Below are 25605 nucleotides of genomic sequence, written 5' to 3' on the forward strand. Positions count from 1 at the left end.
AAATGCACTCCAACCTCAAAAAAGAAGTTCTACCCCATTTTATAGGCATCGCCATTTTTTATTTGATTGTCCTTTTTTATTTCTCCCCTGCAGTATTTGAAGGGAAAATTATCTTTCAATATGATATTCTACAATGGGAAGGAGCTGCAAAAGAGATCTTGGACCATAGAGCTGAAACAGGCGAAGAGGCGCTTTGGACAAACAGGCTTTTTGGAGGAATGCCTGCATATTTGGTGAGTTTTGAGGTTCCTGGTGACATCACCAATTTCATCACAAAAGTGATCACTTTAGGCCTTCCCCACCCCGTCAACTCTTTGTTTTTTGGGATGGTTTCCATGTATATACTGCTGCTTTCCTTTAAGGTCAGGCCAGAATTTTCCATTGCCTCAGCGGTGGCTTTTGCATTCAATACTTTCCACATCATCAGTTTGGATGCCGGTCATAACGCCAAAATTTGGGCAATTTGCCTTATTCCATTGATTTTGGCCGGAATCCACATTGCCTTTGAAGGCAAAAAACTACTTGGACTAGCCCTGTTTGCTTTTGGACTACTACTACAACTCAAGTTCAATCACCTCCAAATCACCTACTATACGGTCATCATCGTACTGGTATATGGTATTGGCAGGATAGTACAAAGCCTTAAACATAATGAACTTCCTGATTTTGGAAAAACAGTAGCCATATTGTTGGTAGGCCTCATCTTAGCTGTAGGAGGTAATCTGAGTAGATTTCTCACAGTGCTGGAATATGGCACATATTCTACTAGAGGTCAAACCAATCTAAGCAGTCAAAAAAGTTCTCAAGATGGACTCGACAAGGACTATGCATTCAATTGGTCACAAGGAAAAATGGAAACCTTAACGCTTTTGGTTCCAAACCTGTATGGACCTGGAAGTACCAAGTCTTTTCCGAAAGATCCTGAAACGGAGAGAGTACTTCGCAACAATAATATTGAGGTGGCTCAGGTAAAAGACAATATTGATTATGCCAGAAAATACTGGGGAGATCAGCCTGGTACCGGTGGGCCAATTTACGGAAGTGCCATCATGCTTTTTCTCTTTATTCTTGGAATTTTGTTTGCTCCCAAGCCCTACAAAGGTATTTTTCTAGCAATTGCATTGATTGGGATTATTTTGGCTTGGGGTAAAAATTTCCAAGGCCTCAACTATTTCTTATTTGATTACCTGTCCGGATACAACAAGTTCAGGGCAGTAACCATGGCGCTAAGTATCAGTCTTTTTGCTATTCCAGTTTTGGGAGCGCTAGGACTGGAGTATCTATTTAGAGGCAAAGAAAGAAAAGCAGCCATCAAATCCTTAGCAATTGCTTTTGGAGTCAGTGGAGGCTTAGCTTTGTTATTTTGGCTATTTGCCGGTGCTTTTAACTTAAGGGCGCCATTCGATGACAATTTTCCTGAATGGCTGGTTGAAGCCTTAAAAGAAGATAGAAAGGCTATTCTAAAATCCAGTGCCTTAAAAAGCTTTGTAATGATACTAATAGCCGCAGGCTTGGTATGGGCAGCTGTGGTAGAAAAAATTTCCACTTCTGTTTTAGGCTTAGGGCTTGCTCTGATTGTCATCATTGACCTTTGGACGATAAACAAACTCTTTTTGAATGAAGATGACTACCAATACAGTCCTGCAGAACAGTTTTTTGCAAAAACTCCGGCAGATGAGACCATTCTTAGAGACAATGATTACTTCAGGGTATTGAACATCAATAATCCTTTCAACGAGGCCAGGACCAGTTATTATTTCAATTCAATAGGCGGGTATCACGGAGCGAAAATGAAAAGGTATCAAGAATTGATTGAAAACGCTCTAAATCCTGAGATTCAGAATTTCGTAGCAAAAGCCCAAGAAGGTGAATTCAGCTGGATGGAACTGAGTGTGCTTAACATGCTCAATACCAAATATATAATGGCTGGAAGAGCTGAGAATGCAGTTTTCCAAAATCCTGAAGCCAATGGCCCAGCATGGTTTCCAGAGGAAATCATGATTGTAAAATCCAATGATGAGGAAATTCAAGCTATCCAAACACTTGACACAAAAAGGAAAGCTACAATCAATGGTAATGAATTTGACAATGTTTTCGCGGGTTCCGGTGCTGTGGATTTAAGTAAAAATGAGCCTGGCACTTTGGAATATAATGTAGATGCACAGAAAGCAGGGTTATTGGTTTTTTCTGAAATATTTTATCCAAAAGGATGGAAAGCGACCATCAATGATCAACCGGCAAGTATCATAAGGACCAATTACCTCCTTAGGGGAATAGTAGTACCAGAAGGCAAATCAGTGGTGAAAATGACTTTTGAACCTTCTTCTTACTACTCGACCAAAATCTTTGTGGTTATATTTCAATACCTAGTAGTGTTGCTGCTTTTGGGAAGTATTTTCATGACTTTCAGAAAACCTTCCGCCGATGGTCAAGCCTAAAGCACTGATAGTTGTTCCTTCCTTTCAATCCTTTATTCTTCAGGACATTCAGATCCTTTCATCACGCTATGAGTTGGTAATAAATCAATATGACTGGAAAAAAAAGGAACTTGCTCCTCTTTACCTTATTTTCCAGTTTTTCCATTTGCTATTTTCAATTGGAGAATGCCGGTTCATTTTGATTCATTTTGGTGGGTATTGGTCATTTTTGCCAACTTTATTTGGGAAAATATTCGGCAAACCTACCTACATCATCCTGCATGGAACAGATTGTGCCTCCATACCTGAACTGAATTATGGTAGTTTAAGAATACCCTTTCTTAAATGGTTTTGCAAAAAATCCTATGAGTGGGCCACTTTATTACTTCCAGTAAGTGAATCTTTGGTAAGAACAAGTAGTGACTTCTATCGTCAGCAGTCGCCGCTGCCAAATGGTTTTGCACACCATTTCCCCACAATCCGCACACCTTATCAAGTCATCGCAAATGGTTTCGATACTCAGTATTGGCAAATTAGTCCAGAGCTCAAAAAAGAGGGAAAGAGTTTTATAGCTGTGCTTTCAGAGGAACAATACATCTTAAAAGGAGCTGATTTGATTATTGAATTGGCGAGAAGATTTCCCGATTGTCATTTTAAGATTGCAGGCATGCAAAAGCCTGAAGGACTAAATGGTCAATTATCAAATTTGGTGTTTCTGGGAAAAATTCCGCGAGAAAGACTTCTTCAAGAATTCCAAAAAAGCACTTTCTATTTTCAGCTATCGGTGTTTGAAGGATTTGGCTGTGCCCTGTGTGAGGCAATGCTTTGCGGTTGTATTCCTGTAGTATCTGCTGTGAATGAACTCCCTACTATTGTAGGGAATCATGGTCATGTCTTATACAAAAGAGATATCAACCTGTTGGAAAAGATGCTGAGAAAAATCATGGGTAATGAAGCTACATTGGAAGAAAGACAAGAAATCCGTGAGCGGATTATTGAACGGTATTCCCTACAAAATAGAAAGAATCAGCTTTTCAGTGTTTTGCCTCATTAAGATTTTACAATGGAAAAAATAGCAGCAAACCTATCTAGACAATTGTTTCGTGTTCCCGGAGGGTTCTTCATTGTACAATTTCTAAGGCATCTTTTCACTACAAATGATTCGAAAAATACGGCCCGTACTTTTTCCTTCAGAGGAATTACTTTGAAAGTAGATATTTCCAAGTCTATGGGGGCAGCGATTTATTGGAGAGGAGCACATGACTGGGCTCCCATTTTTGTTTTGGAAAAAATGGTTAGTCAGGGAAATACGGTCATAGATATTGGGGCAAATCAAGGAGAGTACAGTTTATGGGCAGCACGAAAAGTGGGTAGACAAGGTAAGGTGATTTCATTTGAACCGATGGACCAAATATTTGAAGCTTTCGAGGAAAATATATCCCTGAATCCTAGCTATAGCAATGTGTTTTTTCCAATAAAAAAAGGCTTGTCAGATACTCCTGGCAAACTTCAACTTTATGGTAAACCAGGTGATAATGAAGGGGTCAACACCATGTTTCCCACTTCATCACATTCTGTACTCATTCAAGAAATAACCTTAAGCACATTAGACAAGGAACTTGAAGGACTTGGCGTCGAAAAAGTAGAGTTCATCAAACTGGATGTCGAAGGTGCGGAGTTGCAGGTACTGAAAGGTGCTAAATCGACCATTCAGAAATTTAAGCCAAAATGGATGATCGAAATCAATGAAGAGGCCTGCATAGCAGGAGGATATCAGCCTCAGGATATTTTGGATTTTTTAGATGGTTTTGGATATGAATTTTATAAGATTGGACTAAGAGGCAGGTTGGCTAAAATTAATACTGTAACAGATTCATTTGTGAATATTGTAGCTCTTCCAAACGCATAATTTTTATTTCACACACAATGTCTATTTTTACTTAAAATGAAAACTGTAGCCAAGCAAAGTATTTTGACCACAATCTCCTCCTACATAGGAGTGTTGATTGGTTACTTCAATGTGCTTTGGCTCCTGCCCTATGCCCTCGATCCAGATCAAATCGGACTCTTCAGGACCATTCAGGATATGGCTTTGCTATTTGTACCTTTTGCACAACTGGGTATTGGAAATGGCATAACACGGTTTTACCCAAAAGTCAAAGCCCAACAATTTGCCTTCTTCTCCATGAGTCTGATGGTAAGTTTGGTAGGCTTTTCGATCCTCTCAATACTCTTTTTTGCTTTTAGAGAAACTTTAGTGGCTGCTTTTGCCACCAATTCGCCTGAAGTAATTGATTTCTTTGGGGTGGTTTTATTCATTACGTTTTTCTCTGTTCTAAACTCCGTATTAGATGCATTTTGCAGGTCTTTCCTCAAAATAGCCATTCCTACATTTTTCAGAGAGGTAATACTTAGACTACTGGTAGCCTTATTGATCTTGACCTATCTGACTCAATTGATCACTTTTGATTGGCTGATGTGGGGTTTGGCTATAGTTTACCTCAGCACCCTGATCGGCATGATCCTTTATATGAAAAGCAATCAAATTTTCAAGTTAACATTTGATTTTGGGAACTTCCCGGAAGGTTTTATTCAGGAGTTTTTGAAATACAGCCTGATTACTTTACTTGGAACCACCGGTTCGCTTTTGATCATGAAAATTGACAGCTTGATGGTTACCTCTTTGATTGGTTTAGAGGCAAATGCCATTTATACCATAGCGTTTTCAATCGCAATAGTCATTGAAATGCCAAGAAGAGCCATTTCTCAAGTGGTGATGCCAGTCATTGCCGAGCACTTCAGCACCGGCGAAAGCGACAAAATAAATAAACTATACAAGGAGGTTGCTGTTCATCAGACCTTAATCTGTCTATTGCTTTTTTTGGGAGTTTGGTCTAATATCCATAACCTTTATCATTTTGTGCCAAATAATGAAATCTATGAAGCGGGTAAATGGGTAGTATTTTGGATTGGTCTGGGAAAAATCACGGACATCCTCTTTTCGGTAAATGGTGAAATTATAGTGTATTCAAAATATTATGTTTTCAATATCACCGCTACGATATTGATGAGTATCGCTGTCATCACCCTCAATTTATTTTTAATCCCTGCTTATGGAATAGAAGGTGCCGCTGTAGCTTCTTTTGTTGCCATGCTCTTATACAATCTTATTAAATATTTTTATGTCAAATTCCGCCTTGGTTTTGATCCATTTTCATGGGATATCTTAAAAATCTCTATGCTTGGACTATTTACTTTTGGGCTTCAATTTTTCCTTTTCAGGGGAATAGACTCAGGAATTATAGATATTGTAATCAGATCCTCAACAATCACGATTGTATATTTGATTGGGGTGTATTTCTTGAAAATTGCATCAAAAAGTCAGGAACAATTATTTGAAAAAATAAAAAGGCTCAGGCCTTAGAGTGTTACCAAACCTCTTTATCGACAAGATTTGAGCTGCCTTAAATCCGCAAACTTCCACTGTTATCCTGAATCCTAAGATACGAGGTCCTTACCCGAAAGGGAATGGATGAGGCCTGTTTTTGGAAAGGGCTTCACTCGGTATTGTAATTTAATTGTGAAGTTGGAACATGTCAACGACCTGAGCTTGCACAAATATACGGATTTAAATAGCAATCGTTCACATCTGTAAACCGCTAAACATGCACCAATTTAGAGAATGTGATAAATATTTACCTAAAATCATAAAGCTTGGGAATTCAACCAAAAAACATTTTGTCGGAGCTTTATTAATACTAATTTTATTGCGTAAAATAAATTTGAAAAACTTTGCTTCCGTAAGAATTCTTACCAAAAGATGATTCAAACTCATAATTCAATCAATTCTCGAAATAAATTATTGATTTAAAAAAAATAATTGTGAATCTTCAAAATAATATTTCTCAAACATCTATTTTTCATAGATCTAATCGTTTATTTTTGCAACAAGAATCTGCACTATAACCATGTACGAAATTAAAAAACTGATCGTTTGCCTTGACAGAAGTGAAATGGACGAAACCTTAGTCAGGTTTGCTTCTTTCATATCAAAAGTAAATCAAACAAAAAAGATCTACTTCACCAATGTAATCAGGAACCTTAACATCCCAAAGGATGTGCTAGAGGAATTCCCAAACCTGATAGACAATATGGTAGAGGAAAGAAAAGGTCAAATGAAAGCCGTGGTGGATAAAGCCTACGGGGAAAAAGACACTGCTGAGTTTTCTTTTGTGGTTAAAGAAGGTCAGCTTTCAAAAAAAGTGCTCAAACTCGCTCATGAAAAATCTGCAGACATGATTATCGTCGGTAGAAAAGTGAATTTGCCTGGGACAGGAGTAGTATCTCAAAGACTAGCCAGACGAGCTTCATGTTCTCTTTTGATCATTCCTGAGCATTCGAAGCCTAAAATAGACAAACTTTTAGTACCATCAGATTTTTCTGATTATTCTAAAGATGCTTTAGAAGAGGCTATTTTAATTGTAGAAAAATACGGAAATCAAGCTGAAATTGTCTGTCAAAATGTTTTTACAGTTCCTTCAGGTTACCATTTTACAGGAAAGAGTTATAAAGAATTCACCGGTATTATGGAAATGCATGCCGAAATCAATTTCAAAAAGTTTATCCGTAAAATCGATACCAAGGGTATAAATATCACTCCTGTCTATACCCAAGACGAAGATGATGATCCGGTTGAAGATATTTTGGCCAAAGCTAAAGAAATCAGTGCTGATGGTATTATCATAGGCGCCAAAGGACGAACTGCAGCTACGGCTCTTTTTATTGGTAGTATGGCTGAGCGTCTGATACAACTAAATGACCAATTTCCTTTGTTGGTTACCAGGCCAAAAGGCAAAAATGCCGGTATTCTGGACTATATATTGGAAATTTAAAAGAATCGAACAGGACTTAAGGTCCTGTTTTTTTTTGCCTTTTTTGTCAAAAGACAGCATTATAGCTTTATTTTAGAATACAGATTAAACCCTCTCCTTTTCTACTTGTCAAAGACGCAATGATATCATTGAGTGATTTAGACCTTTTGAATTTAATTCAACATCCTGAGACCAAAGAAAAAGGTTTCAGGTTATTGATCGAAATGTATCAAAAAAGGGTCTATAGCATAGCTAGAAAAATGGTGTTAATTCATGAAGATGCCGATGATATTACTCAAATCACCTTTATAAAGGCTTATAAAAATCTTCATAAATTCAATGGGAAGTCTTCCTTATTTACTTGGCTATACCGAATAGCAACCAACGAAAGCCTGAATTTTCTTCAAAAAAAGAAACGAAGGTTTTTCGCAAGTATTGAAGATCATGAGGAAGTTATGAAAAAATATGTGGACAGTTCACCTTTGGTCGATGGAGACGCCATTGAAAAGAAACTTCAAAAAGCACTTTTAGCTTTACCGGAAAAACAGCGGTTGGTTTTCAACCTAAGGTTCTATGAAGATTTGAGCTATGAGGAGATCAGTCAAATTACTGAAACATCAGTGGGTGGATTAAAAGCAAGTTACCACCATGCGGTAAAAAAACTTGAAAATGAATTGAAAGATGGATAAACCATTGGTCTATAATACTGTCTAAAGAATGTTATGCTAGAAAACCTTCCAAAAAAAGATATATTCAAAACACCTGAGGGTTACTTTGAAACCTTACCTGAGAAAATCCTGGAAAGGAAAAAAGGTCAAGCCAAGACCATATACATGATTGCAGCCAAATATGCTGCTGCAGCAGCTGTAGTTTTCGGGCTGATCTATTTTTTCATTCCTAGCGAAAAAACTGAAAACAGTTTGTATCAAAGTGTACAGATGGAAAATGAAATAGAGTTGTATATAGATTCTGACCATTGGCAAGCTGAAGATATTCTGGCATTTATAGATAATCCTGATGACTTATTGGATCAAATGATTGAACAGGAATGGAGTTCCTATGAATATTTTGAAGATGAAACCGATGATGAATTATGGTATTAATAACTGATATGAAAAAGATAAATTTAATAATCATATTTCTTTTGATTTCTTTGGCTACTTATGGCCAAAGACCAGAAAGAAGCTACGATAGAGAAAAACTTGAATCTGCTAGGGTTGCTTTTATTACAAACAGAATTGACCTCAAACCCGAACAAGCTGAAAAATTCTGGCCTTTGTACAATCAATACCAAGAGAAAAGGTCAAAAATGATGGATGAAATTTCCTCTCTCAATCGAAAGGCGAATACTCCGATTTCAGACTCCGAAGCAAGGGAGCTTGTCAATGAAAGACTTACCAAACAACAACAAATGTTGGATATGGAGAAGAAATTCATGACTGAAATACAGGATGTAATTTCTTCCTCTCAAGCCGTCAAGCTTCATGACGTCAATCGACAATTTACCCGTCAGTTATATAGAATGAATCAGGGTAGAAACAGAGGTGAAGGGAGGAATAAATAATATTTCTTTGTACACAGTTTTGATAACAGCTAATTTATTTATACGTAATTCTATCAGTGAGAAAATCAAATACAATAAAAAAAGCAGCTTAAAGCTGCTTTTTTTAGGATGACTATTTTTTCAACAAATCTCTGATTTCTTCTAATAATACTTCAGATTTTGGTGGTGCGGCCGGTGCTGCAGGAGCCTCTTCTTTTTTCTTTTTCAATCTATTGATTCCTTGGATCACCATAAAAATCACAAAAGCGATGATGACAAAATCAACCACATTTTGGATAAAATTTCCATAACTCAAGGTAACAGGAGCCATTTCCTCTCCCCCTTCACTTATATAAGCATCTCTTAATACATAGCCCAAATCCTTAAAATCAACACCACCTAAGGCAATTCCAATGGGTGGCATGATAATGTCATTGACAAAAGAGGTAACAATCCTGCCAAATGCTCCTCCTATGACCACGGCAACAGCTAAATCTACGACATTGCCTCGCATCGCAAATTCTTTAAACTCCTTGATTAAGCTCATAAATAAAGTGTTAAGATTATAAATAAAATGTAATGGTTTAAATAAAATAATTGTTGGCAAAATAATAAAAAAAAGTTGTGGTATTACTTTTATGTAAAACAAAATTTTGTGTTCTGAATTTATCCCGTTTTCTGCCTAGGTAATTTGATACAAATTGAATTCTTAAATATTTTAAAAAAAAATTAAATTATTGAGTTAGCGGCAGGATATTGTAAATTAAGCTCACTATTTTGGGAAAAACTTTTATACTAATTCTACGGATTTCTTTTATCCACTTTATTGTATTTTGAATCTCATTCAAAATAACCAAATCATTAATTATTCATTTACAATTTCAAGAAGAATTAACCCTTTGCCAAAAATGAAGTCTGAAAATTTTATAACTTACGGGCTCAAACCTATTAATCAATTGTATGAAAATTGCCCTAATCGCCCACGATGGGAAAAAAGCCGACATGGTGCATTTTTTAAGCGGCTTCAAAAGCCAATTACACCATGCCGATATTGACCTAGTGGCTACTGGAACCACAGGTTCACATATAGAAAAGGCAGGATATAAAGTAATCAAATTACTATCCGGCCCAATGGGAGGTGATGCACAAATTGCCTCAATGGCTGCGCAGAAGGAACTTGCAATGGTAATTTTCTTCAGAGACCCTTTGGACAAACACCCACATGAACCTGATGTTCAAATGCTTATGCGAATATGTGATGTCCACAATATTCCTCTAGCTACCAATCCGGCAGCTGCAAACTTAATGTTCGAACAATTAACAAAAGACTTTGATGGAAAATAAAACTATAAAGAGAATCGCTGTACTTACCTCAGGAGGTGACGCACCTGGGATGAATGCCGCTATTCGTGCAGTAGTAAGAGCTGGTTTTTACTATAATTTGGAAATGTTTGGTATCTACCGTGGATATGAAGGCATGATTCAAAACGAAATTAAAAAACTTGAATCCAAAAATATTGCCCATGTGTTGGAAAGAGGAGGTACTTTTCTAAAGTCTGCAAGAAGTGCTGAATTCAGAACAGAAGAAGGAAGAAAAAAAGCCTATGATAATTTAAAAAAGCATGGAATAGATGCTTTGGTTGTTATTGGAGGAGATGGTTCACTCACTGGCGCCCATTTGTTTTATAAGGAATATGGCATCCCTGCAATAGGTTTGCCGGGAACCATAGACAATGACCTTGCAGGTACTGACTTGACCATAGGATTTGATACTGCTTGTAATACTGCCATTCAGGCTATTGACAAGATTAGGGATACCGCCACATCTCATGATAGACTGTTCTTTGTGGAAGTAATGGGCAGAGATGCCGGATTTATCGCCATCAATGCCGGAATAGGAAGTGCAGCTGCTGCTACCCTTATTCCAGAAAAGAAAATGCCAATTGAAAGGTTGATAGAAAGGCTCAAAGCCCGAACTAAAGCAATGAAGACCTCAAACATTGTGATTGTTGCTGAAGGTGGGAAAAGCGGAGGTGCGACAGAAATCGCTGAAAAAATCAAAAAACAGCTACCTTATTACGATATAAAGGTAACTATTCTTGGTCACCTACAGCGTGGTGGAGCTCCCTCCTCCTCAGATAGAGTGTTGGCCAGCAAATTGGGAGTCGCAGCGGTAGAAGGTTTGATTCATGGCAAGTATGATGTGATGGCCGGTGTCATCAACAACAAGGTAGTATATACTCCCATTGCAAAAGCAATCTTGGGGGACAAAGAAGTGGATGAAGATGATTTTAGAGTTGCAAAAATCCTATCTACCTAAATTTCAAAACTATTAATTAAAAAAGCCTTTGAGTCTATAAACTCAAAGGCTTTTTTGTTTAATAATAAATCAAGTAAGAAAATAGTCTATAAAAGTAAATGGCATTTACTGCCGCCAATTTTAAGACAAATATCGAATTCAAGCTTACTTTTCAATTACAATACTGGAATAAGCTGGTAAGTAAATTGATTTATTATCTGTACCAGCACCACCATAATGAAATAAAATTTGGTCATATCCATCTGGAATTTCAAGTTTTTGTTCAATATCACTCAGATTATGAACTACGAATACGTTTTGATCCTCATGGATTCTGAAATACGCCATCAAAGGTTTCGCAAGGCTTCCCTCGTAAAGCTCCAATTTACCCAGTGCCAATGCCCGATTTGAATTTCTCAAATTGATAATTTCTCTATAATGGTTAAAGTAGCTTGTACTCATAGATTTTTGTATGGCAAGAGGGGTGACTGTCTCATCCATTGAATACCTTGGTTCAATCCATGTTGCACGCCCTTTATCATTGGCTTCTATATCCCATAGGTATGGTTCTCTGATATATTCGTCTGGCTTTTTCCCCAGCATTCCAATCTCTTCTCCATAATACAAAAATGGCGCTCCTGGCATTGTCATAAGAATATTGATCGCCTGCTTCAATTTTCTTGGGTTTTCATTCAGAGAATTAAGCAATCTTGGTTGGTCATGATTAGATGAAAATGTTGCATCGATAAATTCATCAGTGATGTCTTGATAGAAATCCAAAACTTCTTTCTGCTTTTTGGCAAGTATCATTCCGTCTTCTTTTTCATAGCTTTCCAATAAAGTGTAATGAAAATCAAAATTGAAAAGTGCCGGAAGCCCTGGAAGGTAAGGAGCAACGATCTCCTTCATATCATATACTTCTCCTACCAAATAAACATCTGGCTTAACAGCCTCCATTTTTTCTCTAAACTCTCTCCAGAACTCATGATTATCTTCAGGTCTATCATCCGGAAAAATATGCTTGGCTGCATCTAACCTAAACCCGTCGACACCAACTTCTTCAAGCCAAAATCTCCCAATATCGTAAATCTCCTCCCTTACATTAGGATTATCAAAATTGAGGTCTGGCATACCTCCATAGAAAAATCCATAGTAAAAATCTTCCCCAAAACCTGGATCATGCCATTGCTGAATATTATCTGAATCCAGTGTGATTGTCTTTTTGTTGATGTAATCAGCTATTGTATCCTTTTGTGCCCACACATAAAAGTCTCTATATGGATTATCTCTGCTTTTCTGTGATTCAAGAAACCAAGGATGTTCATTGCTGGTATGATTGATAATCATATCAATAACAATCTTGACATCTCTTTTATGAGCTTCTTTGATAAGTTCCTTGAATTCATCCAAAGTCCCATAGTCTGGATGTACGTCTTTGTAATCAGTTACATCGTACTTATGATAACTTGGAGAAGGCATAATTGGCATAAACCATATGGCATTTGCACCAAGCTCTTTTACGTGATCCAATTTTTTAATTACACCTTTGATGTCACCGATCCCATCTCCATCAGTATCATAGAAAGATTGGATAAAGATTTCATAGGTAACACCTGCATGAGGCCAATGATTTTCAACTTTATTGCCTGATTGTCCAGTACAGGCTGCTGATATTAACAAAATCAGTATGATTATCTGGTAAATATTTTTTCTCATTTTAAAAAGGTTGTAATAAAAAGAAAAAGTCACTCGCAAGTGACTTTTTCTTTTTCAATTAAGTCTATGATTAGTTTCTATCAATTGCATTTAGCATGTCAAAAGCCAACTCTAGCCTTTTGATAAAGGTTTCTTCACCTTTTCTCAACCAAACCCTAGGGTCATAATATTTCTTATTAGGACTGTCGTCTCCATCTGGGCTACCAAGCTGAGTCTGCAGATATGCTTCTTTAGACTGGTAGTAGTTTTTGATACCTTCCCAGAAAGCCCACTGCTGATCAGTATCAATATTCATTTTGATAGAACCGTATCCATTTGCTTCTCTAATTTCTTCTACGGTAGAGCCGGATCCACCGTGGAACACAAAGTAAACTGGCTTACTTCCCGTATTGTATTTTTTAGAGATGTACTCTTGAGAATCTCGCAAAATTGTAGGTTTCAAACTAACATTTCCAGGCTTGTAGACACCGTGTACATTACCAAAAGAAGCTGCTACTGTAAACAATTCACCTACTTGCTTTAAGTTTTCATAAGCATATGCTACTTCCTCTGGCTGGGTATATAGTTTTGAGCTATCTACATCTGTGTTGTCTACACCGTCTTCTTCACCTCCAGTGATACCAAGTTCTATTTCAATAGCCATTCCTAGCTTGCTGAACTTCTTGAAGTAATCAACTGAAATCTCTATATTTTCCTCTACCGACTCTTCCGAAAGGTCAAGCATGTGAGAACTAAAAAGTGGTTTTTTATTGGCTTCGTAAAATGCTTTGCCTTCTTCAAAGACACCATCTATCCAAGGGAGAAGTTTTTTGGCACAATGATCTGTATGCAAAATCACAGGAACTCCATAAGCTTCCGCCATCTTGTGTACATGCAATGCACCTGAAACAGACCCAGCTATTGCTCCTATTTGATTTTCATTACCCAATCCCTTTCCAGCATAGAACTGGGCGCCACCATTCGAAAATTGTATAATTACAGGTGAATTGACTTTTTTAGCTGTTTCGAGTACACCATTGATTGTACTTGTATTGATTACATTTACAGCTGGCATCGCAAACTCGCTTTCTTTTGCGTAATCCAATAAGTCTTTGAGTTCTTCACCGAACTTAACTCCAGGTTTGAATTTCATGATTGTTTAGTAAAAAGGTTAATTAATAAGGTTGATTAATGTTTGATAAATCTCTTTCTGAGAACCTTACGACTATCAAAGACTTCAAAGATATAAAGACCTGCTTTAAATTCCCTTATATCAACCTGTAAATTGTCCCCACCTGTTAAATGACTCCCTTCCGAAAGTACAGCACCGGTAACATCTATAATTCTGTAATTGAACTGATTAAGATCTTTTGGGAAATTGACATTGATCTGATTAGAAGCGGGGACAGGAAAAATTTTAAAACTTGATAGATCTACTTCCTCCTTATCTATTGATGTGATCAATTCTTCCATAAGTATTTCTCCTTCTGGCATTTCTAATGGTTCACTTGTGAAAAGTAAAAATTCGTTGGCCCTAAGCCTAAAGGTTTTTGAGGTACCTGTCACCTCGATTTCTTCTCCAGTGAAGTAATTGTACCATTTACCGGCCCTTGGAAAATCAAGTGAAACATTGTTTGCCGTAGTCAATGCAAAATTACCGTGTAAAACCACTTCAAAATTCCCGTCCTTAAGCAGAATTGATTTGACCGCCTGACTTAGATTAAGTTCTGCATTTTCGGGATTGTTAAAAGCATTATGGTCATTTTTCAGGTTTATCATAGCCTTATATAACCTAAAAAGCCTTTGCCTTTCTGGATCATCCAAATATTCCCAACGGGTTGGTTTGATTCCCAGTCTGTCATTATTCAACTCCAGGTCATACCCAAACTCCTCAAATTGCCACAACATTTTTGGACCTGGGATACTAAAAAAGAATGCTGCCATCAGTTGATTACGGTTTACAGCATTTTTCAGCTGCCGTATATTCACTGGTGAGGTTTGACCACTAGTCAAAGACTCCCACATCGTTCTTTCCTCATCATGGCTTTCCATGTAGGCAATCAGGTTATTTTTTGCCCAACCTCTTGTCTGATAATACCCCCAATCAAAATTCCTATTTGCACCTTTAGCAATCTCCCGAAAATCATTATTCAGATTGCCCCAGAACATCATACCATAATCTGCAAGCTCTCTTTCTTCAGAATTATCTGCAAAATGCTCTAATATCACGTAAGCATCAGGGTGTTTTTCCTTAAGTCTATCATAAATGTTCTTCCAAATCGCAATCCTCGACTCGTCTCTCTGACTCCAAAAACCAACATCTCCACCAGAATTAACCTGTGTAAAACCTTTACTTAAATCAAACCTATATCCATCAATTTTGTATTCAGTAAGCCAATAATTATTGACCGTGTCTACAAAAGCCTGAGTATATGGACTTTCATGATTGAAGTCATACCCCACATTAAATGGGTGCTTGGCTACTCTATTGAGCCAAGGGTTATCTTCTGTAGGTGCGCCATAATCACCATCATTGTATAACCTCACAAAAGGATTTTGGCCGAATGCATGGTTGAGAACCATGTCCGCAATTACCACCATATCCCTTTTATGTGCCTCATCTATAAGTTCTTTAAGATGGTTTTTGGTGCCGTAAAACTTATCTACCGCAAAGAAGAAAGATGGATTATAACCCCAAGAAAGATTCCCTTCGAATTCCTTTATCGGTAACAATTCTATGGCATTGATGCCAAGCTCTTTTAGGTAATCCAAGCGCTCAATTACTGCTTTGAATGTCCTTCTCTCATCAAAATCTCTGACTAACAATTCATACACAACCAATTCTTCTGGAGCAGGTTTATTGTAATCAAGGTACTTCCATTCATATGGTTTCTGGGCTGTCTGCAAAAAAGTGGCTTGAAACTCAGTTTTGCCATCAGGATATGGCTTGAGATCAGGATACCTATTTTGCTGAATAATCTCATTGTCATGAAAAGGATCTGACACTTTATCTGCATATGGGTCACCAATTCTTAATGTGCCATCAACTAAATATTGAAAAATGTATTCTTCTTCGGGAGTCAGACCGCTAAGCTTAAACCAAAACAATTCACTATCTGGTGTCTGATTCATCTGATAATCTCCACGTATTTGCCAGTCATTGAAGTCTCCAATCACAAATGCGTTTCTCTTTCCTGGAGCTTCTAATACGAGAATTACTTCAGTATCGGAAACATAGTTTATTCCTTTGATAGCACCTGCTGGAAGAGGGATTTGTGGACTTGCGCCTACCACAGAAATGGTTAGATTGGCACTATCTTCTTCAGCTCCTTTGGAGGCTTTTGCCTCTATTTCAAATGTCCCTTCTGCTATGGCTGTAAATGTGTAAGCTAACTCAGAGGCATTATCGGCAGAAGCAACTTCATCTCCATTGACAGAAAGTGAAAGCTCCGCCTCTTCAGATGAAATAATTCTGATTTCTTCACTCTCCCCTATTCCAAGAATAATAGAAGATGAAGAAGGTCTTGTAAAAACAACCTGAAAACCTTGGCTCAAATCAATAAAAAAATCTTGGTTGGTCTCTGTTTTTCCTTCCCTTGTCCCATCAGCATTCCTAAAAACTATTCCAAGCCTATATATTATTTCCCCCTCATTCAAATCAAAAAAATCATTTGGGTTTAGCTCCCATTCCCAAATCGTGTCTTCTCCTTCTACTTTGGTCATTAGTGCATCAGGATTGGCTGTGCCCCACTCAAAGGGAACATTGGCCCATGTGCTGGAATTTGGACCTGCCAGTACTGCTCCAATATGAACATAAACAGCCGTAGCGTCTTGTAATCCAGTGGCACCCTTACTGGCATCATAAATGATTTTAATGTCTTGATCAGCCCTAGGAAATGAAGGGATTGTCGTTACCTGTGCTGTGGTTTCAAAAGCAATCAGGAAAATAAATAAAAAGACACTTAAAATAGAATAAATATACTTCATGGTATTCTTAAAGAAGGTAATCAATCTTTGATATTGAACTTATCAAATATAAGCTTATTACATTGCTGGAAATATTGACTAAACAAAAAAGTACCAGAAAAAACCGGTACTTTTTTGTTTAGTTTTTAATAAAATCAATTCATTTCAATGGTATACTTCACACTTCCAGGGGTTTTAAAATCCAAAGTGATGGTATAATTTCCATCTTCACCAATTGGAATATTTGGACCATCGTGTGAAAGCACTCCTTCATCATCACTAAGTCCAAAATTATTATCCCATGATTGGGTTCTAAATTTCATTTCTCCTTCTACCAAATCAGCGGTTATTTTCAAGATATTTTCAGCTGCGTCGAAGGTCATTGGAGTTTCAGAGTCCCAACCACCTGCAGTGGCATCACCTATAATACCCCATATTCCTACTCTTTCAAGTTCATAAGTTAGGTTGTTCAAATCTGCCATTACCCTGTAAGTTCCAAAGTCACCTGGAATCTTGATATTTCCTCCATCAGAATCTAATTCTCCTTCAGCACCCATTCCAAAATCAGGGTACTCATCCCATACTGGTCCAGTGATAAATTTAAATTCGCCTGAACCACCTAGAATATGAAGGTATCCCTCATAAACATCATCTGAGTTTAAAGAAGAAATCACTGTGTTGTCATTGCCTGGATTCCAGTTTTGATAATCACCTGGAACTCTCAATATCGGAAGGTCTACAGCGTCAGAAAAAGGAGTCACACTGATGGCTACCGGACTGCCCACGATATCTCTCATTGACTTGTCAATCATGGCTCTCACCCTGAATTCAACCTGTCCTGCAGTTCCTCCTTCTACTCCTTGAGCCAATACCCTTCTATTGAGCTCACCGATTTTCACTTCTACAGTAGTGGTAGTGGAAGCACCTACGCTTACCGGACTTGCGAAATTATTACCAGCCCTATCGATTTCTATGGTATGCGTCACTTCACCAGTTGTACCGAAATCAGCACGTGAAACCTCGAAGATCAACATTTGCTCAGCCTCTGACTGATCAAGAACTATACTTGAACCTGCAGCAGGACTGGTAATGGATGAAGGTGTTTGTTGAATGACAGGTGGCAAATCCATTTCACCACATGATAACAGCAAAGGAAGCGCGAAAGCTAATCCTAGGAATTTAGAAAGTACTCTCATAGTTAATTGTTTTGGTATTTATTGTTTCAGATTGTGTAATTTTTGTTTAATTTTTTATTTAAATATTACCATTACGAGTGAATAAACAGGCTTTCATTACTTGTATTTGGTATCTATCGTATGGAAATATTAGAGAATTAGGAAGGTATAAGCAAGTGTCTAAGTTAGATTTTAAGCAAAAAAACGCATGCAAACGTCGCCGCAAACGATTGCACAAAAAATTTTTTTTTAACGAAATTGAACCTCATTTATTTTTTTGATCGTTAATCATTAAAATTTAATAATCACCTTTTAACCAAATTGAGTTTTTATAACCTATATTTAAAATATAAGAATAATATAATTTTTATGAAATTAGGACAAGCTACTATAAAGGATATCGCAAGAGAATTAAATGTTTCATCATCAACAGTATCCAGAGCTCTAAAAGACTATCCTGGAATCAGTGATGAGACCAAAAGAAAAGTAAAAGAGCTTGCCGATAAATTAAACTACCGACCCAATGCCGTTGCTCTAAGTCTCAGAAAAAGTAAATCCTTTACTATTGGGGTGATCATTCCAGAGGTGGTTCATTTTTTCTTCTCTACAGTCATAAGTGGGATTGAGGAAGTTGCATTTGCGAACAATTATAATGTGATTTTATGTCAAACCAACGAGAGGCTAGACCGTGAAAAGAGTAGCATTGATACCATGCTATCGAACCAAATCGATGGTCTATTGGTAAGTTATTCGAAAGAGACCACTGATTTTGAGCACTTCAGCAAATTGATGGATCTTGAGTTTCCCATTGTTTTTTTTGACAGGTTACCAGAAATATCAAATGCAGTCAATGTAACTGTAAACGATTTTGAGGGAGCGTACCAAGCGGTGACCCATCTAATTTCTCAGGGTTATAAAAAAATTGTGCACCTCGCTGGGCCAAAAAATTTAGCAATCAGTAAAAAAAGAAAAGAAGGCTACATTCAAGCCCTCCTAGATGGGGGAATTACACCTGATGAAAGCCTTATAGTCGAATGTGCGGCCGGTACCGAAAAGGAAAGCTTTGATGTTACAATTGTTTTGTTCGATAATCCAGAAAACCGACCTGATGCGATTTTTGCTCACCATGACATCGTAGCGGCCGGCGCAATGATGGCACTCAAATCTATAAACCTACGCATTCCTGAAGATGTGGGCTTAGTGGGTTATTCCAACTGGCAGTTCTCTTCCATGATCGACCCTCCTCTTTCCACTGTTTCCCAACCAGGATTCAAAATAGGTGAAACGGCCATCACCATGCTTTTGGAAATGATTGACAAGAAAAAGGATTATCAAAAAGAGCCAGTTCACGTTGTACTAGACACTGAGTTGTTGATAAGAAAGTCCTCTGTAAGATTATAATTTAAAAATTTTACCAAAAAATTAACTTTTTTATGCAATCGTTTGAATAGCGTTCATTAATTCAAATAAGCCAAATCTTCTCAACAAAACACCTTAAAAATGGGCTATATTGCATTTATCTGCATTTTTTACTAAAGATTAACTTTATAAATTAGCTCGATCACATAAGTTTATATACCTCTTTACGTCACAAACACCGTGAATTAAATGGCCACATTGATTAAGAAAAACAATAACCGGAATCTTGCTATTGGTGATGTTCAGTTTTGGAAAAAAGAAAAGCTCGGGTTAAGCGGCAGCACCTCAGTTGCCAATTTTCAGATAACAGTCTTCAGAGATGATATCATTAGGATACAAGTCAGTCGTGAAGATTGCTTTAGCACAAACCCTTATTCTGTTGTGATGGAGCCTCAGGAAACTCACTATATCATAGAAGAAAATGAGGATTTCTTGCTTTTAAAAACCAAAAAAATCAAAGTTCATATCCAACTTTATCCCTTCTCCCTAACCTACCTCACCCTCGATGACAGAATAATAAATAAAGATGACGCAGCCTTTGCTGTTTCTTGGCTTGGCACGGAAGTAACAAACTATAAATCTGTTCAACCAAATGAGAAATTTATTGGTCTTGGTGAAAAGACAGGTGGACTGAACCGTGCAGGAAGTGCTTATACAAATTGGAACACCGATTATTTTGCATATGGGGTCAATGACGACCCATTATATATGTCAATTCCTTTCTATATAGGTGTTCAAAATAATTTATCCTACGGTATCTTTTTTGACAATACGCACAAGACAACATTCAATTTTGGAGCTTCTACCAATAGGTTTATTTATTTTTCAGCTGAAGATGGAGACCTGGACTATTACTTCATGTATGATGAAAGCATTTCCCAAATAATTTCAGCATATACTGACTTGACAGGGAAAATGGAAATGCCTCCTATGTGGTCTCTAGGTTTTCAGCAATGCCGGTATTCATATTACCCTGAGTCGGAAGTCCTGACATTGGCACAAACATTCAGAGACAAAAAGATGCCTGCTGATGTGATTTATCTTGATATCCATCATATGGAAAAATATAAGGTTTTCACTTTTGATGGAGAGAAATTCCCGAATCCAAAAGCCATGATTACAAAGCTTAAAGAGAAGGGATTCAAAGTAGTTGTCATCATGGATCCAGGAGTAAAAACCGAAAAAGGATATCTCCCTTTTGATGAAGGTCTAGAAAAAGACCTTTTTGTAAAATATCCTGATGGTGAAGTTTACGAGGGTCAAGTCTGGCCTGGCTGGTGCGCTTTTCCTGACTATACCAAACCAGAAACAAGAAAGTGGTGGGCTGAAAAAATGGAGTTCTACAAAGAAGCAGGTGTAGATGGATATTGGACAGACATGAATGAACCGGCTTCTTGGGGGCAACACACTCCAAATTTGATTGACTTTTCCTATGAAGGAGAGGATGTCAGCCATCGAAAAGCAAGAAATATCTATGGAATGCAAATGGCAAGAAGTGCCAATGAAGGAAGTAGGTTACAAAGACCTGGTGAAAGACCTTTCATTCTTACTAGATCAGGATTCTCGGGGATTCAAAGATTTGCAGCAGCTTGGACTGGAGATAATGTGGCTACCGAAGACCATATGCTCGCTGGAGTGCGCTTGGTGAATAGTCTTGGATTGAGCGGTGTGTCTTTTGCTGGATATGATGTAGGTGGATTTGCTGGTGAGGCAAGCAAAAGCCTCTTTGCCAGATGGATGAGTATTGCAACCTTTTCTCCTTTCTACAGAGCACATTCGATGATCAATTCAAACGATGCCGAGCCGTGGAGTTTTGGAGAAGAAGTAGAGGAAATTTCAAGAAATTATATGAAGCTAAGATACAAGCTTTTACCTACTATATATTCAAGTTTTTATAAAAGTACTCTTGATGGGCTCCCTCTATCCAAAAGTTTGGCTATAGATCATCCTCATGACGAAAACATTTATGAATCTTCTTTTCAAAATGAGTATATCTTCTGTGATAGTTTACTGATAGCGCCAGTGGAAAGCACGAAGGAAATCACCAAAGTGTACTTGCCAGCTGGAGATTGGTATTACCTCTACAATTCCCAATTCCATCATGGCAGTCAAGTTATTTATCAGGATTGTCCTACCTCTTACTTGCCTGTATTTGTCAAAGCTGGATCTATTTTGGTCCTACAATCTGAAATATACCATACAGGAGAAGTTCACGATGGTGCTTTGAGAATTCATCTTTACAAAGGAAAAGGTCAGACCACTTATCTTCACTATGAAGATGACGGCAAAAGCTTCAATTATAAAAACGGCATAAGCTTTTCGAGAAATATTCATTGGGATAGCGATAACATGACATTAAGATTTGAAGAAGGCCAAGGTGAATATTCAAGCTCATTTTCAAAAATCATGGTCTTCTGTCATGGATTCGACTCAGAAAAAGCCAGTGGTGGTTTTGGTGAAATGAAAGCTGAGAAGCAAAATATCGCTTTCTTAGGAAGACTTACTGAATTTGATCCACTTCCGGACCATCTTCATGAATACCACGAAAACAGTAATATTGACACCTTTAGTTTCGATCATCTCAGGGATGAATTTGAAATAAAATTCTCCTGATAAACCGCAACAATCAACCCAAAATAATGCAGATAAAGCAAGACAAACCAAAACTGAGTTTTTGGCAAATCTGGAACATGAGTTTTGGATTTCTTGGGATACAATTTGGATTTGCCCTTCAAGGAGGATTTATGTCCAGAATATTCCAAACCTTAGGTGCTGAAAAAGATGCTATTCCACTGCTATGGATTGCCGCTCCACTGACAGGATTGTTGGTACAACCAATCGTGGGCTATTTGAGTGACCGTACCTGGCACATGAAATTCGGGAGAAGAAGACCTTACTTTCTCATTGGAGCCGTATTCAGTACGATTGCGCTTTTTTTCGCCCCATATTCAAGTGCACTGTGGATGGCCGCAGGTGCACTGTGGATTTTGGATGCTTCCATCAATATTTCTATGGAGCCATTCCGAGCTTTGGTTGCAGATAAATTACCTGATAGTCAACGCTCATATGGATTTGTAGTGCAGACATTGATCATAGGTATAGGTACTTGGATTGCCAGTAATCTCCCATGGTTTATGACCAAAATAGGCATTCCCAACACTGCCGAAGCTGGTGTGATACCGGATTCTGTCAAATTTGCATTTGCGATTGGAGCAGTAGTACTTCTTAGTTCAATCCTTTACACCATTCTCACCACAGACGAATACCCTCCTGAGGACTTGGACGAGTTCCGAAGGAAAAATGAGGAGAGCAAAGGATTTTTAAACGGATTTAAGGAAATTTTCAAAAATATAGCTGGAATGCCCTTGGTCATGAAGCAACTTGGAGTAGTACAGTTTTTTTCTTGGTTTGCATTTTTTACCATGTGGAGCTTTGCAACTCCAGCCATTACGGAACATGTCTTTGGTGCTACTGACACCTCATCTGCCGCTTACAACGATGCAGCAGATAGCGTAGGAAATTACCTCGGAACTTACGGCTTGGTTTCTATGATTTTTGCTTTGATCTTGGCTTTTATTACAAGTAAAATAAAAATCAATAGAAAACTCGTCCACATGATGAGTCTTTTTGCAGGAGGTTCTGGCTTTATCTTGATTTATTACATTTCCGAGCCTTGGATGCTGCATATCTGTTTTGCTCTAGTGGGTATAGCATGGGCCAGTATTCTTTCAATGCCTTATGCCATGCTTTCCAGTTCAGTCAATCCTAAGCAAATGGGGGTATACATGGGGATATTCAACATGTTTATTGTAATCCCTCAAATTATTGCAGCTCTAGGAGGTATCAATTTTATGTACAAATTGCTTTTCGGCGAAGCGGTGGTCTTTACTATGGTACTGGCAGGTACATCTTTGATCTTAGCTGGATTAAGTAATTTATTGATTACTAACAAAAATGCTACACATGATGGGTAATCTCTAGGTTTTATCATTCATTGTAATACCGTCTATGAAAATATACGGTATTTTTGTTTAGCAAAATAAAAGAATCAATCGTGGAGCAAATCACAATTACAGGCGTACCGGAACACTTTAATTTTCCTTGGATTGAAGTAGTCAAAAGCCAACCTTTCCTAAAAGAAAACATACAACTACAGTGGTTGGATGAGTCAAAAGGTTCGGGTGCTATGAATAAAGCTCTCAGAGAGGGAAAAACTGATATTGCCATCGTGCTTACTGAAAGCTTTATCAAGGACAGAATTGAAGGGAATTCAGCAAAGATCATTGGCTTTCATGTTTCAAGCCCTTTGGTTTGGGGTATACACAGCTCTTCAAAAAGCAATATCAAATCACTTAAAAGTCTGGAAAAGTCTCCTTTTTTGATCAGCCGATTCGGATCAGGATCACATTTAATGGCTTATCTTTTGGCAAAAAGAGAAGGATGGAAGATTGACGATTCCCGCTTTGAAGTCATTGGAAATTTAGATGGGGCTATTCAAGCGTTTCAAGAAAGTACACCAAGAATGTTTTTATGGGAAAAATACACCACTAAACCTTTGGTAGATGAGGGCTTGTTTGATAGGGTTGGAGAAATCCCCACTCCATGGCCATGTTTTGTTATAGTTGCGCGTCAAGAAGTCATCGACGAAAAGCCTCAGCTTTTAAAATCTCTTTTATCAAAACTTTACGCCACATCTTCAACCTTAAAGTCTTCTCCTCAAACTGTAAGTTTGATCAGTCAGAAGTACAGAGTTCAGGAAGCCGACATTCTTGAATGGATCTCACAGACCGACTGGCAAACAGACAATCAGGTGAAAAGGAAGGATTTACATCATACTATGGATGTATTGAAAGAGCTTGGATTAATTGAAGCGGTTGTTTCTGAAGAATTCTTGGTGTCAAAAGATTTCGTCCAACTCATTTAAGGTTTGATATGGCCCATTCCTTCAAAACCTTTGCTTCGAAATGCAACTGGATCTAGGTAATCAATTGGATAGTTTTTGACATAGCCATCAGACTCTATAGAGCCAAAAACCCTCAATCCAGCTACGTGAGGTGCAGACATGGAAGTGCCTGAAGAATTCCTATATGTTCCACCTCGCCATGTGGAAAAAACATTTACACCTGGAGCTCCAAACTTGATAGGATGCCCAAAATGAGAAAACCAAGCCAATCGGTCTGAAGCATCTGTTGCGGAAACTGTAATGGTATACTCCCCATTGACTCTGGCTGGTGTGAAGGTGTTGCCGGGAAGTCGTGAATTCCCTGATGCTATAACCATCCAAATTTTACGCCGCTCAGAAATCCTAAGAACAGCTTCTTCCAAAAGTGGGAAAGGCTCTGTACTGTCGTCCCAGCCAAAACTCAAATTGGCCACATCGCCAGGTCTAGCCATACGGCCAACATATTCTACACCTGCAAGAATCCCTGAATCTGTAGCTTCAGCTCGCGGACCAAAAAACACTTTTATGGGAACCACTGGCACACCTGCAGCAACACCTACCACCCCAAAATGATTATCCAAAGCACCAATTGTTCCAGCTACATGAGTGCCATGACCGTGTTCATCATTAAAATCCCAATTCCTCCTATCATTATAAGCATCGAACCCATGCCTATGATCGACATTGAGATCTGGATGATTTAGGTCTATTCCAGTATCTATCACCCACACTTTTCTTGTGCCTTTGTATTCGAATGGCCCCCCTACCCTTTTGACTCCCCAGGGAACAATTTGTGTATTTTCAATCTCTATTGATGGGCTTTCCTTAACAGGTCTATTACCTTGCTGAATATTCAAAAATCTTTTCTTGTCAGGAATAATAACTTTCACTTTCGGATCAGAAAGCATTTCATTTTTTTCATCCTCTGACAATTTCATTGCAAAACCCTGAAACCCCATAGAATATAATTGACTAATAGAATCTTCAACTATACCATATCTTGATAAAAACTCATTGGTTTCTTTCCTTAGCAACTCATGACTACCTTGGTAATCATTAGGGTCAACTCGGAAGTTTAAACGCTCCTCCTGATAAACCACTATATACTGTCCATCAATTACTTGACTTTCTTGGTATGAAATAGAGTGTAGATTAGAATGATCCAAAGAAATCAGGTCTTCCTGATTTATATCTTGACACGATGTCAATCCAATAAACAGGGTGGATACAAAAACGTGAATGATAAAGAGATGCGAGAAAAAATGATTTTTCATTGTT

Annotated in this window: 20 protein-coding genes; 14 read left to right on the top strand and 6 right to left on the bottom strand. The window is 37.9% G+C overall.

The features are described 5' to 3' along the window. Positions 1–2: 2 nt before the first annotated feature. The 8 genes from CLW00_RS01965 to CLW00_RS02000 all read left to right on the top strand — a co-directional run bounded on the left by CLW00_RS01965 (position 3) and on the right by CLW00_RS02000 (position 8852). A complete protein-coding gene (locus CLW00_RS01965) occupies positions 3–2438 on the top strand; it encodes a YfhO family protein (RefSeq protein WP_106131952.1) in 2436 nt (811 codons plus the stop codon). After that, positions 2425–3471 carry a glycosyltransferase family 4 protein gene (locus tag CLW00_RS01970; protein WP_106131953.1) on the top strand — a complete coding sequence of 349 codons (1047 nt, stop codon included), beginning with the start codon at positions 2425–2427 and terminating at the stop codon, positions 3469–3471. Before CLW00_RS01965 ends, CLW00_RS01970 begins: the two co-directional genes overlap by 14 nt. 9 nt (positions 3472–3480) lie before the next feature. Then, positions 3481–4326 (top strand): FkbM family methyltransferase, encoded by an 846-nt coding sequence (locus tag CLW00_RS01975; RefSeq protein WP_106131954.1) that lies wholly within the window; start codon positions 3481–3483, stop codon positions 4324–4326. Between the two features lie 36 nt (positions 4327–4362). After that, positions 4363–5841, top strand: coding sequence for an oligosaccharide flippase family protein (locus CLW00_RS01980; RefSeq protein ID WP_106131955.1), 1479 nt, complete (start codon positions 4363–4365; stop codon positions 5839–5841). 544 nt (positions 5842–6385) lie between these two features. Beyond that, positions 6386–7309, top strand: a complete 924-nt coding sequence (locus CLW00_RS01985; protein ID WP_106131956.1) for a universal stress protein — start codon at positions 6386–6388, stop codon at positions 7307–7309. Between the two features lie 119 nt (positions 7310–7428). Then, complete coding sequence (locus CLW00_RS01990) at positions 7429–7977, top strand: RNA polymerase sigma factor (RefSeq protein WP_106131957.1); 549 nt, start codon at positions 7429–7431, stop codon at positions 7975–7977. A 33-nt stretch (positions 7978–8010) separates the two neighbouring features. Next, on the top strand, positions 8011–8391 hold the full coding sequence (locus CLW00_RS01995) for a hypothetical protein (RefSeq protein ID WP_106131958.1): 381 nt from the start codon (positions 8011–8013) through the stop codon (positions 8389–8391). Between the two features lie 8 nt (positions 8392–8399). Then, entirely contained in the window at positions 8400–8852 is a 453-nt protein-coding gene (locus CLW00_RS02000) for a Spy/CpxP family protein refolding chaperone (RefSeq protein ID WP_106132218.1), read from the top strand. 112 nt (positions 8853–8964) lie between these two features. On the opposite strand, the gene mscL is transcribed toward CLW00_RS02000, so the two are convergent. Beyond that, positions 8965–9378: a large-conductance mechanosensitive channel protein MscL gene (gene mscL, locus CLW00_RS02005; protein WP_106131959.1), complete on the bottom strand. Its 414-nt coding sequence runs from the start codon at positions 9376–9378 to the stop codon at positions 8965–8967. Between the two features lie 413 nt (positions 9379–9791). Between mscL and CLW00_RS02010 the strand changes: the two genes are divergently transcribed. Then, the gene (locus tag CLW00_RS02010; protein ID WP_106131960.1) at positions 9792–10175 is read left to right on the top strand and encodes a methylglyoxal synthase; all 384 of its coding nucleotides are present in this window, start codon (positions 9792–9794) and stop codon (positions 10173–10175) included. Then, positions 10165–11151: a 6-phosphofructokinase gene (pfkA, locus tag CLW00_RS02015; RefSeq protein WP_106131961.1), complete on the top strand. Its 987-nt coding sequence runs from the start codon at positions 10165–10167 to the stop codon at positions 11149–11151. Before CLW00_RS02010 ends, pfkA begins: the two co-directional genes overlap by 11 nt. A gap of 144 nt (positions 11152–11295) precedes the next feature. On the opposite strand, the gene CLW00_RS02020 is transcribed toward pfkA, so the two are convergent. From CLW00_RS02020 to CLW00_RS02035, 4 genes are all read right to left on the bottom strand, one after another. After that, a complete protein-coding gene (locus tag CLW00_RS02020; protein WP_106131962.1) occupies positions 11296–12846 on the bottom strand; it encodes an alpha-amylase family glycosyl hydrolase in 1551 nt (516 codons plus the stop codon). Positions 12847–12916: 70 nt separating this feature from the next. After that, positions 12917–13978: a class II fructose-bisphosphate aldolase gene (gene fbaA / locus CLW00_RS02025; protein ID WP_106131963.1), complete on the bottom strand. Its 1062-nt coding sequence runs from the start codon at positions 13976–13978 to the stop codon at positions 12917–12919. 35 nt (positions 13979–14013) lie between these two features. Next, positions 14014–16812: an alpha-amylase family glycosyl hydrolase gene (locus CLW00_RS02030; RefSeq protein WP_106131964.1), complete on the bottom strand. Its 2799-nt coding sequence runs from the start codon at positions 16810–16812 to the stop codon at positions 14014–14016. A gap of 134 nt (positions 16813–16946) precedes the next feature. Further along, positions 16947–17987, bottom strand: coding sequence for a SusE domain-containing protein (locus CLW00_RS02035; protein WP_106131965.1), 1041 nt, complete (start codon positions 17985–17987; stop codon positions 16947–16949). A 348-nt stretch (positions 17988–18335) separates the two neighbouring features. Between CLW00_RS02035 and CLW00_RS02040 the strand changes: the two genes are divergently transcribed. The 4 genes from CLW00_RS02040 to CLW00_RS02055 all read left to right on the top strand — a co-directional run bounded on the left by CLW00_RS02040 (position 18336) and on the right by CLW00_RS02055 (position 24309). Further along, positions 18336–19367 (top strand): LacI family DNA-binding transcriptional regulator, encoded by a 1032-nt coding sequence (locus CLW00_RS02040; RefSeq protein ID WP_106131966.1) that lies wholly within the window; start codon positions 18336–18338, stop codon positions 19365–19367. Positions 19368–19574: 207 nt separating this feature from the next. Beyond that, positions 19575–21998 carry a glycoside hydrolase family 31 protein gene (locus CLW00_RS02045; protein WP_106131967.1) on the top strand — a complete coding sequence of 808 codons (2424 nt, stop codon included), beginning with the start codon at positions 19575–19577 and terminating at the stop codon, positions 21996–21998. A 26-nt stretch (positions 21999–22024) separates the two neighbouring features. Further along, the gene (locus CLW00_RS02050) at positions 22025–23359 is read left to right on the top strand and encodes an MFS transporter (protein ID WP_106131968.1); all 1335 of its coding nucleotides are present in this window, start codon (positions 22025–22027) and stop codon (positions 23357–23359) included. An 80-nt stretch (positions 23360–23439) separates the two neighbouring features. Next, the gene (locus CLW00_RS02055; protein ID WP_106131969.1) at positions 23440–24309 is read left to right on the top strand and encodes an ABC transporter substrate-binding protein; all 870 of its coding nucleotides are present in this window, start codon (positions 23440–23442) and stop codon (positions 24307–24309) included. Here CLW00_RS02055 and CLW00_RS02060 read toward each other — a convergent pair. After that, positions 24306–25601, bottom strand: coding sequence for a S8 family serine peptidase (locus CLW00_RS02060; RefSeq protein WP_106132219.1), 1296 nt, complete (start codon positions 25599–25601; stop codon positions 24306–24308). The genes CLW00_RS02055 and CLW00_RS02060 overlap by 4 nt on opposite strands. Between the last annotated feature and the right edge of the window lie 4 nt (positions 25602–25605).

The organism is Mongoliibacter ruber, from assembly GCF_003003005.1.
In the GTDB taxonomy this organism is placed as follows: Bacteria; Bacteroidota; Bacteroidia; order Cytophagales; family Cyclobacteriaceae; genus Mongoliibacter; species Mongoliibacter ruber.